This is a genomic window from Nitratiruptor sp. YY08-10, from assembly GCF_016629565.1.
GTDB lineage: Bacteria > Campylobacterota > Campylobacteria > Campylobacterales > Nitratiruptoraceae > Nitratiruptor.
The window spans coordinates 968,784-983,783 of record NZ_AP023057.1; the positions used below are offsets into that span (position 1 = coordinate 968,784).

The window sequence follows — 15,000 nt, forward strand, 5'->3', positions numbered from 1 at the left end:
CAATGTTTCGTCAAATTAAATCTGCTTTTGTTTGGACACAGATTTACAGGTATAGGGCTTTTCTGTACAAAATCTTCGTCCTTCTTTTGACTGTTTTGGTGATCGAGTTTTTTTATCGAGATCTATTTTCTTATCTTCAAAATGTTAAAAAAACCGATGTATTGGGGGCTATTTTCTTCGTTAAATGGTCTGTATATTTTGTGATCTTTTTATATATCGTTTTTTTGGCAAAGAGAACGTTTGGGAAACAGAAGAGTTTGAAAGAAAACAGAAAGCCTCAAGAAAGGGAAAAAACGATCAAACAGATGAGTAAAAAGGAGATTCGGGCAAAAGCCCAGGAGATTATTCGAAAAAAGATGCATTGATCTTTTTGAGATCTTCTGGCGTATCGATACCGATACTTTGCGAAGTTACCTCAACCATAGCTATACGGTATCCGTGATACAATGCTCTGAGTTGTTCCAGTTTTTCAATCTGTTCCAATGGAGCAGTGGGTAGGGTACAAAATTTTTGCAGCATCTCTTTTGTATATCCATAGATTCCAAGATGAATATTTATGGTTTTGACATCGCTTCGCGGATAAGGAATTTGGCTTCTTGAAAAATAGAGTGCTTTATCGCTTGCATCAAGAACCACTTTGACACTGTTGGGATCATTGGTTGCATCGAAAGATATTTTTTTATACGCACTGCAAAGCATAATTTCGCATGATTTTGTATGTTTTATAGTAAGTTCTTTCACTTTTTTAATAACTTGCGGTTCAATCAAAGGCTCATCTGCTTGGACGTTTATGATGATCTCTTTTGCATCAAGGCCTAAAAGAGTTGCCGCTTCATTGACCCTATCGGTTCCACTCTCATGCGTCTCGCTTGTCAAAACAGCATCAAACCCATACTGCTTGGCAATTTTCATAACCTCTTCACTGTCGGTTGCTATAACAACTTCATCCACTTGCGAAGCACGCTGTGCTGTATGAATAATCATAGGTATGCCATTGATAGGGTGGAGGACTTTGCGAGAAAATCTTGTTGAAGCAAGTCTTGCTGGAATGATAATCATCGATTATCCTTTTTTAGGTAAAATTATAGCAATAAAGGAGAAGAATGGTTATTTATCAGCCCAGTGAGGGATACTGTTACAATAGCGATACGATTTTTCTATACGATTTTATACGGTATTTCGAAATTAAAGGAGAAGTGCTCGATGTAGGTACCGGATCCGGAATTTTGGCACTGCTTATTAAAAGAGACTATCCAAAAGCAAGTGTTAATGCCATAGAAGTGCAGGAGCATTTTGTAAAGATAGCCAATATCAATGCGCAAGCAAATAAAAAGGATATCAACATCTATTTTGGAAATTTTTTGCATATGGTCTTTGAGAAACGGTTTGACTGGATCGTATCCAATCCTCCTTTTTATCATACAGAGGTTCTTAGAAGCAAAAACGAGATGATAGATACCGCTCGGTATGCGGGGCATCTTCCGCTGGACAAATTTTTGAAAAAAGCCAATTCCTTGCTCAAACCCAGGGGTTCAGTCATATTTTGTTATGATGCGAAGCAGATACAATCCATAATGACACTGCTTCATTTTTATAAATTTACGATTGAGACAATGAAATATATTCATCCAAAAAAAGATAAAAATGCATCACTGGTTATAATGCATGCGAGAAAAAGTTCAAAATCGCTTTGCAGTATTCTTCCGCCCCTTATCGTTTTTGGAGAGGACGGGAAATATACACAAGAGACAAAAAAAATATTTAAAAAAGTGGGAGTACACAGTATAAAATGCGATCTATCATAGAAAAAGAGGGTTTTGCGTTCCGTTTTGATCAAAATGCGTGTGCCAGTTGTAATGGAGCTTGCTGTAGAGGCGAAAGTGGATATATTTGGGTCAGTTCAAAAGAGATAGCCCAAATCAGCGATTTTTTAGGAATAGAAAACGAGCAGTTCAAAAAAGAGTATCTGGTAAAAGTTGGTTATCGCTACTCTTTAAAAGAGCTAAAAAGAAACAATGAATATTTTTGTCTCTTTTTTGATGAGGGGAAAGGTTGTACTATCTATCCGGTACGACCTATGCAGTGTCGTACCTATCCTTTCTGGGATCGGTATAAAGAGAAAGAAAATTTACAAGAGGTTTGTCAAGAATGCAAAGGTATTATCTTACACTCTTAATCGTTTTACTGTTTTGGAGTGGATGTAGCTTAAAATCGCCGAAAATAAATAACAGTGCTAAAATCGATGGACTGCTCATACAGACAGCTTTTTTAGAATCAAATGGATATTTTGTACCTGCAGCGTCGATGTATGAAAAACTGTACAAAATGACAGGTGCCAAACTTTTTTTGATCAAAACGATTGAAAACTACTATCGTGCCAAACGATTTGACAAAGCATTGAAATATGCACATAAAGGGATGAAACTCTATCCGAAAGAGTCAAGATTTTATGAATTGGCAGCGGTATTGTACATACAAAAAAAAGATCTAATGCAAGCAGAAAAATTTGTGAAAGAGGCGATAAAACTTAAAAAAAGTCCACAAACCTATGAGTTGTTGGCTTCTATCTATTTAACGCAAAAACGGTATGAACTCGCTTTAAAATATTACAAAAGTGCCTATGCTCTCAAACCATCTGCAACAACTCTCTCAACTATGGCATATATAATGTATTTCTATCTCGGAAAAAAGAGAGAAGCGATTGCATACCTTGAGACCCACATGCGTATTTATGGATGCAGCAAACATGTCTGTCACTCTCTTGCATCCTTTTATGGCCTCCAAAATAATATCGATGGTATGATTTCTGTATATAAACGACTCTATGAAACATATAAAGACCCTCAATATGCCAAAAAAGTAATTGAGTTTCTTGTCTATCAAAACAGAATTAACGAAGCAATTGCATGGGCGAAGAAAACAGAAATGAAAAAGTTGCTTTTAGATTTGTATAGAATGAAAAAGTCGTATAAAGAAGCCTATCAGCTGGCAAACGAACTTTTTCACGAAACAAATAATTACAAGTATCTTGCCGATGCTGCGATTTTTGAGTATGAAAGTGCGTCAGAAAAGAACAGGGATCTGCTCAAAGATGTGGCGCAAAAAATGGAAAGAGCTTTGAAATATGTGAAAAATCCGATCTATTACAATTTTTTGGGATACCTTTACATTGACCATGATTTCAATATTCATAGGGGTATAAAACTTGTCCAAAAGGCTCTGGAGTCTAATCCGAATTCTCCCTATTTTTTGGACTCTTTGGCGTGGGGATATTATAAAATAGGCAAGTGCAAGGAAGCATTGAAAATAATGAAAAAAGTCTATTATGATTTTGGTTTAAAAGAGCCTGAGGTAGAATATCATCTCAAAACTATCCAAAAATGTGTAAAAGGAAAGAGACCTTGATTTTGGACGAAATTATTAAAAAAACGAAAGCTGATCTTGAAAAGCGAAAGAAAGAGTATCCTTTGGAGTGGCTTGGCAGAAGTCTTGCGTACAATCCATTTGTTCCAAGACCTGTGGAAGAGGCACTCAAAAGTACGCCAGACGATCCGTATAAGATCATTGCGGAAGTGAAAAAAGCCAGTCCTAGCAAAGGAGTCATCCGGGAGGATTTCGATCCAATCGCAATTGCTAAAGAGTATGAAAAGGGCGGGGCAAATGCAGTTTCTGTATTGACTGAACCACACTATTTTCAAGGAAATATCGAATACCTTACACAAATTAGACGCTATGTACCCATGCCGCTTCTTCGAAAAGATTTTATCATCGATAAATATCAGTTGGTGGAAGCGCTGGTATATGGTGCCGATTTTGTTTTATTGATAGCAAAAGCGCTCAGCAGAAAAGAACTCAAAGAGTTGTTAGAGTATACCTGGCATTTGGGCATGGAAGCACTTGTAGAGATTCATGATAAAGCGGATTTGATCAAAGCGATTTTTGCAGGGGCCAATATTATCGGTATCAATCACAGGAATCTAGAAACATTCGAAATGGATATGAGTTTGAGTGAAAAGCTCATTCCCCTTATTCCAAATGGGAAAATAATCGTTGCTGAAAGCGGCATTCATTCCCATGAACAGGTTGTGGAATTAAACAAATTAGGGGTAGATGCCTTTTTGATTGGAGAGTATTTTATGAGACAAAACGATATTGCAAAGGCAGTTCAAGAAATTAAAGGAAAGTAATCAGGAATCGGGAACGAGGAATTAGGTTATTTGAACATTAAAAAGTTACCAATTCCACATTCCTAATTCTCGATTTTAGAATTTAAAATTACCCAAGAATCTTTTTTACCATTTGGTTGATTCTCTTTCCATCGGCGCGTCCGGCGAGTCTTTTTGTTGCAACTCCCATGATTTTTCCCATATCTTTCATTGATGTGGCACCCACTTCCTCGATAATCTTTTTGAGTTCACTCTCAAGCTCATCGTCACTCAGCTGTTTTGGGAGATAATTTTTGAGCATTTCAGCCTCTTTCATCTCTTTTTCATAAAGATCTTCTCTTCCTCCCTCTTTGTATTGAGAAGCAGCCTCTTCACGCTGTTTTACACTTTTTTGGATGATTTTGATAACATCTTCATCGCTCAATTCTTTTCTGGTATCCACTTCTACCTGTTTAATAGCGCTCATCAAAAATCGAATGGTATCTCGTTTGAAAGTGTCTTTGCTTTTCATCGCTTCTTTCAAGTCTTGTTGTAACTGTTCTTTTAGTCCCATAATCTGCTCCTTTTAGATTTTCCGTATTATATCTTATTCTTTTATTTTGGTTTAAACTTATTAGCAAGATTAATATGATAGAATTTCGCAAAATTTGGGAAAGGGTAGAAAACATGGATATTAAGTATTTTCAAATGTTACTTTTAGAACGAAAAGAGCAGATCATTAAAAATATCAAAGTTACTACAGAAGATATTGAAGATTTGAAAAATATAGAGATCAATGATGAAGGAGATTATGCTGCTTTGTGTACGGACAATCTCATCGAACAGGCTATTCAAGAGCAGCAGCAAAAGGAACTTGAAGAGATAGAGTATGCTTTGAAAAAGATCGAAAACGGCGAATATGGAATTTGTGAAATGTGTGGTGAAAATATTAAACCGCTTCGGCTCAAAATTAAACCATTTGCGAAATATTGTATTACCTGTAGAGAGATTATAGAGAAAGAACCAAATTGATTCTTCCTGAAGGTATCGAACTCAAAGATATTGCCAGAGTATATCCAAGTGCCGTCATAGAGCATGAAGGTATAGAGACCTCTGTATCGTTAGAGTGGTTTGAAGAGAAGAAAAATGAAGTACAACTGAAAGGTTATGAACTCATTTTTATTTCAAAAAGTGGTCAAAGAAAGGGAATTTTTTTCCCAGACTTCGAAGAGATGATGCAAGCTCTTGAAAAAATATATCTCTTGCTAAAAGAATCTACCTAAAATCCGATAATATAGTAACGTTCATAGAATAATAAACAATAGGACGCAATCCATGGATTTAGGTACACTGATTGGTCTTGGCGGTGCTTGGGCTCTTGTTATTATCTCGATAGTACTAGGTGGAAGTCCCGGTGCTTTTATCAACGGTCCTTCTATTTTAATCGTTATCGGTGGTGGATTTGCCGCAGCATTAGCAGCCTTTCCTTTAAAAGATTTTCTCAATGGCGTCAAAGCGATAAAAAAAGTATTTAAACCAACAACTCCTGAGCCTCTCGATTTGATCGATTTTTTGGTAGATGCGACGAAAAAGGCAAGAAAAGAAGGGATTTTGGCCTTAGAAGGAGATATTGAACAATTTTATGAACGAGACAAGATCTTGGGAAACCTCATGAGAATGCTCATCGATGGTCAAAATATTGAAGATATTGAGGCCAATTTCGAAAATGCGATAGCACAAGAGGATTCTCAACTTGACACAGAGATAAAAGTATGGGATTCCCTTGGCGAACTTTTCCCAGCACTTGGTATGATTGGAACACTAATCGGACTTATTCAGATGCTTCAAAACCTTTCAGATCCTGCTGCACTTGGTCCAGGTATGGCTGTTGCGATGATTACAACATTGTATGGTGCGATTTTGGCAAACATTTTATGTATTCCTGTGGCAAAAAAACTGAAGTATTATAAAGATCTACTTTTACTCTATAAAGAGTCTTATATTCTGACAATCAAAAGCATTGAAAAAGGAGTCAATCCCAATACACTGCAACAGCAACTTGCTGCTTTGTTTGGTGTTGAAGTAACAGGATAAGAAATGGCTAAGAAGAAAAAACAGGAATGCGCCAGTATTCCTGGATGGTTGGTGAGTTTCGGTGACTTGATGTCTTTGCTGCTTACCTTTTTTATTCTTCTATACTCTATGAGTACTGTATCGGTTGAAAAATTTTATCAATCCATACGAGGCCTCACAGAGGCTTTTGGTGGAAGATCCTTGACCAAAGAAGCAAGATCCTTGATAAAAAATAAAGTTGAACTCAATTTTCCACATATGTACCCTAAACTCAAAAAGAAAAAACGTGTGATAAAAGCTTTGAATGAGATCAAAGCTTTGCTCCAAAAAGCAGGAATCGCAGCTGAAGTCGTTGATCATGGCAATAAGGTACTTCTTCGAGTCAATGCAGATAATCTTTTTTTGCCAGGAAGTGCCTATCCGACAAAAGAGGCCGCTCAATATTTCATGGAGTTTTGCAAACGATTCAAAGAGAGTGGTTTTCGGATAAAAATCATAGGCTATACGGATAACCAACCTATTCATTCTGCTGAATTCAAAAACAATTGGGAACTTTCTATCTATAGAGCGATCAATATTTTACGTCTCTTTGTCAGTTGCGGGTACGATAAGCGTTTTTTGACTGCTGAAGGAAGAGGGGAGTATGATCCAATTGCCCCAAATAATACACCTCAGGGCAGAGCGAAAAACAGGCGTGTAGAATTTATCGTTGATTTAGTCGGAATATAGGAGAGGAATATGCCGAAGAAAAAGCCAGAAGAGTGTCCAAGTATCCCCGGTTGGCTTGTAAGCTTCGGTGATTTAATGTCACTGCTGTTGACTTTTTTTATATTGCTGTATGCAATGAGTACAGTGGATGTGACAAAAGCGTTAAAATTTCTCTCCTATTTTCAAGGAGAGCCAAATTATAAACCTATCCGTATCAGTGTTGTTCCTCCAATCGTTCCCTTTTCAACCAATGTTGTCAAAAAAGTCAAAAAAAGGATCAAACGAATCCTTCCTCCACATGCATATCAGCTGAGTATTACAACAAAATATGTGATGATACGGCTTTTTAATGATATCGTTTTTAAAGATACATCCTATCAATTGACAGAAAAAGCAAAGCAGACTCTCAAGGAGATTGCTCAAGTTTTGAAAAAATTGCCCAAGAATCAAAAATTCTACATAAAAGTCCATGGGTATGCAACTATAAAAGATACTTCACAGCTTCCTCCAGATATCGTCGATGCTTGGGATCTAAGTATAAAACGAGCCGAGGCGGTTGCTTTTTATTTGATGAAGCAAGGGATCGATCCATCCCGTTTTTTTATTGCAGGTTACGGAGATACAAGGCCTATTTATACATGGAATAATCCTCTTTTGAACAGACGAAATGATAGAGTAGAGATCTTTATCGAAGTTGATCAAAAAAAGGGGACTCAGTAGGCTCCACCATTTTTGAACTCTTCTATCTCCATTTCTACCATTTTATCGATGAGGATTCGAAAGATATCTGCAACAAGATTGGGCGATATGCCAAGACTTCCTGCTAAATGGCGAACATGACTTAGTACATCATTGATTCTCTCATCGCTTTTGATCTCTTCAACACTCTCTTTAAATTTTGCAGCCTCTTTGACATATTTGCTTCGCTTGGCAATTAATCGTACAATTTCTTCATCAATTGAATCGATTTCTTTTCGAACTTCATCAAGACTTCTGCACTCTTTTATATCCATCATCACTCCTTTTCTAACTCGTCCATAATACTTGCGGCTTTGTAAAGTTTATCTTCATCAAAATGGGTATAGATTCTTGATGTATCCAAACTGGCATGGCCCAATGTCTCTTGTACCAAAACCAAATCTTTACTCTTATTGTACAATAGTGTAGCAAAAGTATGCCTGAGCATGTGCGCACCGTTTTTCTCTTTGCGTATACCGCAGCTTAAAAGGATCTTTTCAACCATTCTACTGACATAAGCTTGGGTGAGAGGAGCGCCTTTTTTATTGCAAAAGAGGAGCCCTTTTTCACAGTTTCTTTTTTCAAGCCACTCTTCGAGATCCTTTTGAATTTTCTGCGCTTTTATCATGACAACTCTTGATTTATTCCCTTTGCCAATAATTTTTAGTAGATAAACATCATGTTGTAAAATCACATTTTTTATAGGAAGATGAATGGCTTCTGAGACACGGATACCAGTATAAAGAATCATTTTAATGATCGCTCTGTTTCTTGCAGCTACATCAGGTCGAAAGGGATAAGTGTCGATAGCATGCAAAAACTTTACTATCTCATCTTCACTTAAAAAAACAGGAAGTTTTTGACCCGCTTTTCCTCTCAGACCGCCCCAGTTTTTGAGTTCAATTTCATACAGATGTTTGTCTTCATTGTTTTTATTAATGTAACCGAAAAAATTGATCATTGCAATACGATAGTTTTTTTTGGTTGCATCACTGAGACCTGCAGTAGAAGAGGCCAGAAAATCGACTATCATCTCTTCATCTATCTCTTTCATAGATGCGAGTCCCAAAGTATGTAGATGTTTGTACAGTTTTTCTAAAGGTTTGTAGTATGTATTGACACCAATAAGACCTATGTTTCTTGCTTCTTTTACTAACTCTCCAAGTTTTTCAATAGAATTTGTTCCTGTGGTCAGTGAATGGATGATATTGGCAAGTTTTTGTTGATCCTTGACTTGTCGATTGGATAGTGTTGTGAGTTTGAAACGGATATAGCGTTCTATCCAAAAACGAAGAGAATTTTCAAAATTGTCTTTAAAATCAAGTGGATATTTCATCTATCTATTCCATTTTCGGTTGAAATACTAATTTAGTATTGAAAACTATAATTTTCAAACTTTTATTTTTGTTTTGTGCGATACTATTCTATCAAATTTCTCAGTGAACATATGTTAATATATATATGAACATCTGTTAATCATCATATTAACAGTTGTTCATTTTGTTATGAACAACTGTTAACTAACCTTTCGGAGAGCCTATGAATACGCAATCTTTGGAAATTAAAGAAAAAAACACCAAGCAAAAAATATTAGATGCAGCACTTGATCTAATAGCAGAACATGGTTATTCAAAAGCTTCTGTTCGTATGATTGCAAAAGCGGTCGGAATTCGAGAAAGTGCGATTTACAACCACTTTTCGAACAAAAATGAGATCTTTTCAGCCATTGTAAAACAATTGTTCACTACTCCTTTTGATGATTTTTTTGAAAAAAAGCCTCCAAGTGAATATGCTAAAAAAGGAAAAAAATATCTTTTGGAGTATGTATCGACAGTCAAACTGATCAGTTTCGATCAAAAACATGAAAAGTTGTTTCGAATTATTTTACAAGAGTTAATGAAAAGTAGCGAAATACGTAAAGGATTCATTGAACACTTTTTTAAAGAGAATATCAAGAATCTCTCAAGCGCTTTTTTTATTATGATGCAAGAAGGTCTTATACGATCAAACGATCCCATTGTAACTGCTCAAGAGTTTTTCGCTCCACTGTTTTACTATAGGCTGCAAATCACCCTCTTTCGCTTGGAAAATATGCCGACGAATGCTTTGTCATCCATCTTTGAAAAACATGTCGATTTTTTTTGGGAAAGTATTATGTTGTAGTCTCAATTTAGCTCATGTCAAGTTGCATGAGAATCATATCTTCTCCATCGATAATCTCTAAATCTACATCTCCACATTGTTTGCATTCATAAAATATCTCATTTTTTTCAAACCGGCTCTCTTTTTTGCATGTACGGCATTTTGCAATAATTGGCTGAATGATCATCTCAAGCTCTGCATCGCTGCAAAGTGTACCCTCTTTGAATGTATCAAATGCAATTTTTAAAAGATGAGCTTCTACGCCACTCATGACACCAATTTTCATAACGACTCTTTCTACTTTCGTGGCGTTATGTTTTTTCGCGTTCTCTTCAATTAAATCCAGCATGCTTTGCACTATGGAATACTCATGCATTTTTTCTCCTATGTTTTGCAATTCTTAGAGGCGTTTTGGTTGGGCATATTTTATAGACAAAATTGTGGCGCAGTTTGTGAAAATCACTTTTTGGATCCCGAAACTGAGGATACATTTTCTCAAGTTCATTTTCTACGCACTCTTGAATATACTCTTCATCCTGCTCTAGCCGGTCTCTCTTTTGATCACGTAGTTCATAAAATCTCTCTTCATCTTGTGCTAGTTGCAGAGCAAAAGATTCAACCTCTTGAAAATCTTTGAAAACTTCATCAATAAGACCAATACTTTTGGCTTCTTGAGCATTGATAGGCAAGGCTTCATCCAAAAGCTTCTGTGCTGTCTCTTTCCCAACTCTTCGTGGTAGTGTATAAGTATGATATTCACTGCCGCTAAGGCCTATCGTTTTATAGTGGGGATTGAGTACGATGCCGCTTTTAGCAAAAACAAAGTCTCCCACAAGCCCTAAAAATACGCCCCCTGCGCCTGCATTTGCCCTAAATGCCGTAATGGTTAGGATATCATCGCTAAAAAGGATCGTCTTAATGAGATTATTCATAGCGTTGATGTTGCTCCAGCCATCTTCACCTTGTTTTTTGCTATCTTCCAAAATCGTCAAATGAATCCCATTGCTAAAAAACTGCTCGCCACCCATTAAAACAAGAACATCCATTTCATCTTTTAATGTTTCTATCGCATATTTCAGACGGATACACTGCTCGCTACTCATGGCACCATTATAGAAATCAAATGCCAAAAAGCCCACATTTTGCTTTTGATAAAAGGTAATCTCTTTAAATGTCGGCAAATCTGGATCCACATACAAAGAAATGCGCTCTTCTTTGATCCCTTTAAGACGATCTTTTAGGACATAGGTTGAGGGGAGTTTGATTTGTCGAATACCATTTGTTATCTCTGTCATTTGCTGGATCCAAACGGCACCATCGATCGTTTTAACCAAAACTGCACCATCTCTTTTTGCCAAAATCTCTTTCGGTTTTGCCTCTTTTTTCTCAAGCCCGGTTTGCTCTTTTACTGCTCCAAAAAGATAAACTTCACAATCAAAAAATCGATCTTTGACACCTGGATAGTTATCGGATGCATTGAGTTTTTGTATGATCGTTTCGCTAGAGTCTTTGTTCCATTCAATCGCTCTTGAGCTTTGTGTCACTTTTGGATGCAAAGGTTTTTTCGGATTTGTCAAAGGTTTTTTTTCACATTTTAGTTTCTCAATCAGCTCATCAACTAGCTCGATAGCCAAATCGCTCACTACTGTTCGATAGAGATACCCTTTCGTTGCATGTTCGGGCAAAGAGAAGTTTCTGTGTCCCCATACGGCTCCTGCATCAAACTCCTCATCAGCTTCCAAAATAGATACGCCCCATTCTTTCATATTATTTAATATGGCATTATCGAGTGCATAGGCACCTCTATCTCCGAAGGGACCAGGATGGATAATAAAGGTCGGGTATTTGGTAAAAATTTCTTTTGGGATCTTTTTTGTAAGATAGGTGGCTAAAATGAGATCTGGAGCAAAAAGATTTGCACCTTCTATTACTGTTTTGTCATTAATAGCATACTCTACACTTACATCATACCCTATCTCTTTAAGATGACAAAAAACTTTTTGCGTCAAACTATTAAATGTGTTACACAGTAAAAGTATTCTTAGCATATTCGTGGCAAAATTTCCCCGGTTGGCATATCCAAAAACCGTTTTGTTCCCCATTCACTTTCTAAAATTACGCGCCCAGGATAGGAATCTCTCACCTCTCCGACGATCGCAGCATGAGGATTATGTTTTTGTAAAATCTCTTGAGCCTTTCTTGCATCTTTTTGTTCAACTACCAATACAAAAGTTCCCTCATTTGCCAAAACAAATGGCTCAAAACCAAGTATCTCGCATATTCCTCGTACCCCTTCATCAATACTAAATCTGCCCTCTTCTATTTCCATTGTTGTATTGGTTGCCATGGCCCACTCGTTCAAAACTGCAGCAACTCCTCCTCGCGTTGCATCACGCATAGCTTTAATCTCAATGTCTGCTTCAATAAGTTCTTCTACAATTGGCCACAACGATTTACAGTCACTTTCAATACTGTTCGAAAGCTCAATTCCTTCACGACCTGCAAAAATGGCAGCTCCATGTCTTGCAATGTCACCGCTTACTAAAAGTTTGTCTCCTACTGCAATATTTTCTTGTGAAGAGTGGATGACTCTTTCTCCAATGGCAGAGACGTTTATATAGACTCCATCGCAACTTCCTTTTGGAACCACCTTCGTATCACCCGTTACGATCCATGCACCGTTGATGGAAAGCTCTTTTTTCATACTTCGTACGATTTTTTCCAAATCGCGCAGCAAAAACCCCTCTTCTATGATAAAGGAAAGGCTTAGAAATTTTGGTTTTGCTCCCATCATAGCCAAGTCGTTACAAGCTCCGGCAATGGCTAGTTTTCCGATATCTCCACCAGGGAAAAAGAGAGGAGAAATGGTAAATGAATCTGTCGTAAAAACAGGGTTTTCGAGTGGTGGTAAAGGTGTGGCATCTTCAGCTTTTGTAAGATATTCATTTTTTAAATGGCGTTGAATCGTTTTTTGAATGAGTTCCATATTCTCTATCCCGCCATTGCCCATAGCAAGGGTAACAACTTTTTTCATTGTACCTCCTGCAAAAGATTGCCATATTTATAGTATGCAGCACATGCTCCTTCACTGCTTACCATGCAACTGCCAAGCGGTTTTTGTGGCGTACAGGCAGTGCCAAAGACCTGACACTCAGTCGGTTTTGCCATTCCACGCAAAATATCACCACAGATACAGAGTTTGTGATCCTCAATCTCCTCTTTAGGAAGGCTATAAAGCTTTTCAGCATCCAAATGTTCATACTCATCTTTTAATCTCCACGCACTTTTTGGGATATTTCCAAGTCCCCGCCACTTGAAAAGTTCTCTTTTTTCAAAATATTTTTCAATCAACTTTTGGGCATTGAGATTTCCATCACGGTTCACACTTCTTTTATATTGGATCTCTACTTCACAGCGATCTTCCAAAAATTGACGAATAATCATCAAGACGCCTTCCATTACATCCACTGGCTCAAACCCAGCGACAACCACAGGACGTTTGTATTTCGTTGGAAACTCTTCATAGATCTTGCTTCCCGTAATGACGCTTACATGGCTTGGTCCCAAAAACGCGTCGATTTGGTTGTTGTAGCTGTCGATATGCTCATCACGGCTATCAATTAGTTCTCTCATCACTTCTGGAACCGTAACATGATTGATATGATAGAAAATATTTTTTATATTTTGTTTTAAAGCATTCTCGATGAGTGCTGCCGTCATCGGTGTTGTGGTCTCAAAACCGATAGCAAAAAAGATAATCTTTTTCGTAGGATTCTCTTTTGCAATCTTCAATACATCTAATGGGCTATATACAAATCGGACATCTGCTCCTTTGCTTCTTGCATCTTGCAAGCTCCCCCTGCTTCCTGGCACTTTAATCATGTCTCCAAGAGTGCATAAAATTACATCCTCTTGCATAGCCAAAATATAGGCATGATCGATCCGCTCTTTCGGCATGATGCAGACCGGACATCCTGGACCATGGATGAAGCGAATATTTTTGGGCAAAAGCTGCAAGAGACCATACTTCATAATCGTATGGGTATGTCCTCCGCATACTTCCATGATATTGATAGGATGATCAAGTTTTTGCGCTTCTTGATTGATTGCTTTTGATAAAGCTTTGATGGCTTTGGGGTCACGAAATTTTTCATAAAAATCTTTAAGTTCCACTACCATCTCCTGGACAGTTGTCACTCTCCTTGATAAGCTGATTCTTTTCAGCCTCTTCCATCTTCTCAATAATCTCTTGATACAAAGCTATGGACTCTTTTGCATACTCCTCATCGATGATATTCATAGCATAACCGATATGAATAAGTACGAAATCACCCACTTTGACTTCATCGGCGATAAAATCTATTCCAACTTCTCTTTGCACACCCAATGTATCCACAATCGCCGTACACTTTTTTTGATCGATGCTTACAACTTTGCTTGGAATGGATAGACACATCAGCGCATCTCCTTTTTAAACATAATCCACTGAGCCATTCTTTTTATAGACTCTTCATCTTTTGTAGAGACTTCCAAAATATCAACATTTGGTTTGAGTCTTCTTGCTCTCTCTTTGGCTTTTTGCACGTCAAAATCAAAGTATGGCAAAAGATCGGTTTTTGTAATGAGTACAAGATCTGCTTGTCGAAACATCACCGGATACTTTTCTATCTTGTCATCTCCTTCGGGAACACTGACTAAAACGATATTGAGATGTGCCCCTACATCATAACTTGCAGGACAAACCAAATTGCCAACATTTTCGATAAAGCAGACATCAATATCACTTAGATCTATATGATGTAATCCATCATGCACCATGAAAGCATCCAGATGACATGCACTTCCCGTAGTGATTTGGTAAGCCTGAATCCCTTTTGCTCTGATGCGATCTGCATCCCTGTTTGTTTCCAAATCTCCTTCAATCACTGCAAATTTGAATCTATCTATTTCAGCCAACTTCTCTAGAAGGGTTGTCTTACCACTTCCTGGACTACTCATAAGATTGATTGCCAAAACATCGGCTCTATCAAAATGAGCCCTGTTGTGGGCTGCTTCATGATCATTTTTATCCAAGATTTTTGTAATCACTTCAATCGTTTTTGTATCACTCAACTGGGGATTTGTATGAAGCTCATGTTTGTGATCATGATGGTGATGGTGTTCAGTTATACTACATCCGCAATCTTTGCACATT

The 15,000-nt window shown here is 37.4% G+C and carries 21 protein-coding genes; 11 read left to right on the forward strand and 10 right to left on the reverse strand.

Annotated features, from left to right (window positions below; translation table 11 throughout):
- Positions 1-2 precede the first annotated feature (2 nt).
- Positions 3-365 (forward strand): hypothetical protein, encoded by a 363-nt coding sequence (locus JG735_RS05250; protein ID WP_201334036.1) that lies wholly within the window; start codon positions 3-5, stop codon positions 363-365.
- Here the strand turns inward: JG735_RS05250 and kdsB are convergent.
- A complete protein-coding gene (gene kdsB, locus JG735_RS05255; RefSeq protein WP_201334037.1) occupies positions 343-1,059 on the reverse strand; it encodes a 3-deoxy-manno-octulosonate cytidylyltransferase in 717 nt (238 codons plus the stop codon). The genes JG735_RS05250 and kdsB overlap by 23 nt on opposite strands.
- 44 nt (positions 1,060-1,103) lie before the next feature.
- Between kdsB and JG735_RS05260 the strand changes: the two genes are divergently transcribed.
- The 4 genes from JG735_RS05260 to trpC are packed head-to-tail and all read left to right on the forward strand — an operon-like array spanning position 1,104 to position 4,187.
- Positions 1,104-1,805 carry a tRNA1(Val) (adenine(37)-N6)-methyltransferase gene (locus JG735_RS05260; protein WP_201334038.1) on the forward strand — a complete coding sequence of 234 codons (702 nt, stop codon included), beginning with the start codon at positions 1,104-1,106 and terminating at the stop codon, positions 1,803-1,805.
- Entirely contained in the window at positions 1,790-2,176 is a 387-nt protein-coding gene (locus JG735_RS05265) for a YkgJ family cysteine cluster protein (RefSeq protein ID WP_201334039.1), read from the forward strand. Before JG735_RS05260 ends, JG735_RS05265 begins: the two co-directional genes overlap by 16 nt.
- On the forward strand, positions 2,149-3,405 hold the full coding sequence (locus JG735_RS05270) for a tetratricopeptide repeat protein (RefSeq protein WP_201334040.1): 1,257 nt from the start codon (positions 2,149-2,151) through the stop codon (positions 3,403-3,405). The genes JG735_RS05265 and JG735_RS05270 overlap by 28 nt, the downstream gene beginning before the upstream one ends.
- Positions 3,402-4,187 (forward strand): indole-3-glycerol phosphate synthase TrpC, encoded by a 786-nt coding sequence (trpC, locus tag JG735_RS05275; protein ID WP_201334041.1) that lies wholly within the window; start codon positions 3,402-3,404, stop codon positions 4,185-4,187. Before JG735_RS05270 ends, trpC begins: the two co-directional genes overlap by 4 nt.
- Positions 4,188-4,275: 88 nt before the next feature.
- Here the strand turns inward: trpC and JG735_RS05280 are convergent, their stop codons facing one another.
- Positions 4,276-4,719, reverse strand: a complete 444-nt coding sequence (locus JG735_RS05280) for a GatB/YqeY domain-containing protein (RefSeq protein ID WP_201334042.1) — start codon at positions 4,717-4,719, stop codon at positions 4,276-4,278.
- Positions 4,720-4,832: 113 nt separating this feature from the next.
- On the opposite strand from JG735_RS05280, the gene dksA reads away from it, so the two are divergent.
- From dksA to JG735_RS05305, 5 genes are read left to right on the forward strand one after another with little or no spacing between them, the layout of a single operon-like run.
- Entirely contained in the window at positions 4,833-5,177 is a 345-nt protein-coding gene (gene dksA, locus JG735_RS05285) for an RNA polymerase-binding protein DksA (RefSeq protein WP_201334043.1), read from the forward strand.
- The gene (locus JG735_RS05290; protein WP_201334044.1) at positions 5,174-5,428 is read left to right on the forward strand and encodes a hypothetical protein; all 255 of its coding nucleotides are present in this window, start codon (positions 5,174-5,176) and stop codon (positions 5,426-5,428) included. Before dksA ends, JG735_RS05290 begins: the two co-directional genes overlap by 4 nt.
- A gap of 52 nt (positions 5,429-5,480) precedes the next feature.
- A complete protein-coding gene (locus JG735_RS05295) occupies positions 5,481-6,239 on the forward strand; it encodes a motility protein A (protein ID WP_201334045.1) in 759 nt (252 codons plus the stop codon).
- 3 nt (positions 6,240-6,242) lie between these two features.
- Positions 6,243-6,947 carry a flagellar motor protein MotB gene (locus JG735_RS05300; RefSeq protein WP_201334046.1) on the forward strand — a complete coding sequence of 235 codons (705 nt, stop codon included), beginning with the start codon at positions 6,243-6,245 and terminating at the stop codon, positions 6,945-6,947.
- Positions 6,948-6,956: 9 nt separating this feature from the next.
- Positions 6,957-7,646 (forward strand): flagellar motor protein MotB, encoded by a 690-nt coding sequence (locus JG735_RS05305; protein WP_201334047.1) that lies wholly within the window; start codon positions 6,957-6,959, stop codon positions 7,644-7,646.
- On the opposite strand, the gene JG735_RS05310 is transcribed toward JG735_RS05305, so the two are convergent.
- Together JG735_RS05310 and JG735_RS05315 are read right to left on the reverse strand one after the other, a co-directional pair.
- Positions 7,640-7,939, reverse strand: a complete 300-nt coding sequence (locus JG735_RS05310; protein WP_201334048.1) for a chorismate mutase — start codon at positions 7,937-7,939, stop codon at positions 7,640-7,642. The two genes, JG735_RS05305 and JG735_RS05310, sit on opposite strands and share 7 nt — an antisense overlap.
- A gap of 2 nt (positions 7,940-7,941) precedes the next feature.
- Positions 7,942-9,000 (reverse strand): tyrosine-type recombinase/integrase, encoded by a 1,059-nt coding sequence (locus JG735_RS05315; protein WP_201334049.1) that lies wholly within the window; start codon positions 8,998-9,000, stop codon positions 7,942-7,944.
- Between the two features lie 203 nt (positions 9,001-9,203).
- Between JG735_RS05315 and JG735_RS05320 the strand changes: the two genes are divergently transcribed.
- Complete coding sequence (locus tag JG735_RS05320; RefSeq protein ID WP_201334050.1) at positions 9,204-9,827, forward strand: TetR/AcrR family transcriptional regulator; 624 nt, start codon at positions 9,204-9,206, stop codon at positions 9,825-9,827.
- A gap of 7 nt (positions 9,828-9,834) precedes the next feature.
- On the opposite strand, the gene hypA is transcribed toward JG735_RS05320, so the two are convergent.
- The 6 genes from hypA to hypB are packed head-to-tail and all read right to left on the reverse strand — an operon-like array spanning position 9,835 to position 14,999.
- Positions 9,835-10,182 (reverse strand): hydrogenase maturation nickel metallochaperone HypA, encoded by a 348-nt coding sequence (hypA, locus tag JG735_RS05325; protein ID WP_201334051.1) that lies wholly within the window; start codon positions 10,180-10,182, stop codon positions 9,835-9,837.
- Positions 10,175-11,908, reverse strand: coding sequence for a hydrogenase maturation protein (locus JG735_RS05330; protein WP_236583848.1), 1,734 nt, complete (start codon positions 11,906-11,908; stop codon positions 10,175-10,177). The genes hypA and JG735_RS05330 overlap by 8 nt, the downstream gene beginning before the upstream one ends.
- Positions 11,848-12,840, reverse strand: coding sequence for a hydrogenase expression/formation protein HypE (gene hypE, locus JG735_RS05335; RefSeq protein ID WP_201334052.1), 993 nt, complete (start codon positions 12,838-12,840; stop codon positions 11,848-11,850). The genes JG735_RS05330 and hypE overlap by 61 nt, the downstream gene beginning before the upstream one ends.
- Complete coding sequence (hypD, locus tag JG735_RS05340) at positions 12,837-13,985, reverse strand: hydrogenase formation protein HypD (protein WP_201335729.1); 1,149 nt, start codon at positions 13,983-13,985, stop codon at positions 12,837-12,839. Before hypD ends, hypE begins: the two co-directional genes overlap by 4 nt.
- On the reverse strand, positions 13,969-14,262 hold the full coding sequence (locus JG735_RS05345; RefSeq protein ID WP_201334053.1) for a HypC/HybG/HupF family hydrogenase formation chaperone: 294 nt from the start codon (positions 14,260-14,262) through the stop codon (positions 13,969-13,971). Before JG735_RS05345 ends, hypD begins: the two co-directional genes overlap by 17 nt.
- On the reverse strand, positions 14,262-14,999 hold the full coding sequence (hypB, locus tag JG735_RS05350; protein WP_201334054.1) for a hydrogenase nickel incorporation protein HypB: 738 nt from the start codon (positions 14,997-14,999) through the stop codon (positions 14,262-14,264). Before hypB ends, JG735_RS05345 begins: the two co-directional genes overlap by 1 nt.
- Position 15,000: the final 1 nt, after the last annotated feature.

What these genes read in the sequence shown, in the direction of transcription:
- JG735_RS05250 (WP_201334036.1), top strand. Translation starts at nt 3, where the DNA reads ATGTTTCGTCAAATTAAATCTGCTTTTGTTTGGACACAGATTTACAGG.
- kdsB (WP_201334037.1), bottom strand. Translation starts at nt 1,059, where the DNA reads ATGATTATCATTCCAGCAAGACTTGCTTCAACAAGATTTTCTCGCAAA.
- JG735_RS05260 (WP_201334038.1), top strand. Translation starts at nt 1,104, where the DNA reads ATGGTTATTTATCAGCCCAGTGAGGGATACTGTTACAATAGCGATACG.
- JG735_RS05265 (WP_201334039.1), top strand. Translation starts at nt 1,790, where the DNA reads ATGCGATCTATCATAGAAAAAGAGGGTTTTGCGTTCCGTTTTGATCAA.
- JG735_RS05270 (WP_201334040.1), top strand. Translation starts at nt 2,149, where the DNA reads ATGCAAAGGTATTATCTTACACTCTTAATCGTTTTACTGTTTTGGAGT.
- JG735_RS05280 (WP_201334042.1), bottom strand. Translation starts at nt 4,719, where the DNA reads ATGGGACTAAAAGAACAGTTACAACAAGACTTGAAAGAAGCGATGAAA.
- dksA (WP_201334043.1), top strand. Translation starts at nt 4,833, where the DNA reads ATGGATATTAAGTATTTTCAAATGTTACTTTTAGAACGAAAAGAGCAG.
- JG735_RS05295 (WP_201334045.1), top strand. Translation starts at nt 5,481, where the DNA reads ATGGATTTAGGTACACTGATTGGTCTTGGCGGTGCTTGGGCTCTTGTT.
- JG735_RS05300 (WP_201334046.1), top strand. Translation starts at nt 6,243, where the DNA reads ATGGCTAAGAAGAAAAAACAGGAATGCGCCAGTATTCCTGGATGGTTG.
- JG735_RS05305 (WP_201334047.1), top strand. Translation starts at nt 6,957, where the DNA reads ATGCCGAAGAAAAAGCCAGAAGAGTGTCCAAGTATCCCCGGTTGGCTT.
- JG735_RS05310 (WP_201334048.1), bottom strand. Translation starts at nt 7,939, where the DNA reads ATGGATATAAAAGAGTGCAGAAGTCTTGATGAAGTTCGAAAAGAAATC.
- JG735_RS05315 (WP_201334049.1), bottom strand. Translation starts at nt 9,000, where the DNA reads ATGAAATATCCACTTGATTTTAAAGACAATTTTGAAAATTCTCTTCGT.
- JG735_RS05320 (WP_201334050.1), top strand. Translation starts at nt 9,204, where the DNA reads ATGAATACGCAATCTTTGGAAATTAAAGAAAAAAACACCAAGCAAAAA.
- hypA (WP_201334051.1), bottom strand. Translation starts at nt 10,182, where the DNA reads ATGCATGAGTATTCCATAGTGCAAAGCATGCTGGATTTAATTGAAGAG.
- JG735_RS05330 (WP_236583848.1), bottom strand. Translation starts at nt 11,908, where the DNA reads ATGGGGAACAAAACGGTTTTTGGATATGCCAACCGGGGAAATTTTGCC.
- hypE (WP_201334052.1), bottom strand. Translation starts at nt 12,840, where the DNA reads ATGAAAAAAGTTGTTACCCTTGCTATGGGCAATGGCGGGATAGAGAAT.
- hypD (WP_201335729.1), bottom strand. Translation starts at nt 13,985, where the DNA reads ATGGTAGTGGAACTTAAAGATTTTTATGAAAAATTTCGTGACCCCAAA.
- JG735_RS05345 (WP_201334053.1), bottom strand. Translation starts at nt 14,262, where the DNA reads ATGTGTCTATCCATTCCAAGCAAAGTTGTAAGCATCGATCAAAAAAAG.
- hypB (WP_201334054.1), bottom strand. Translation starts at nt 14,999, where the DNA reads ATGTGCAAAGATTGCGGATGTAGTATAACTGAACACCATCACCATCAT.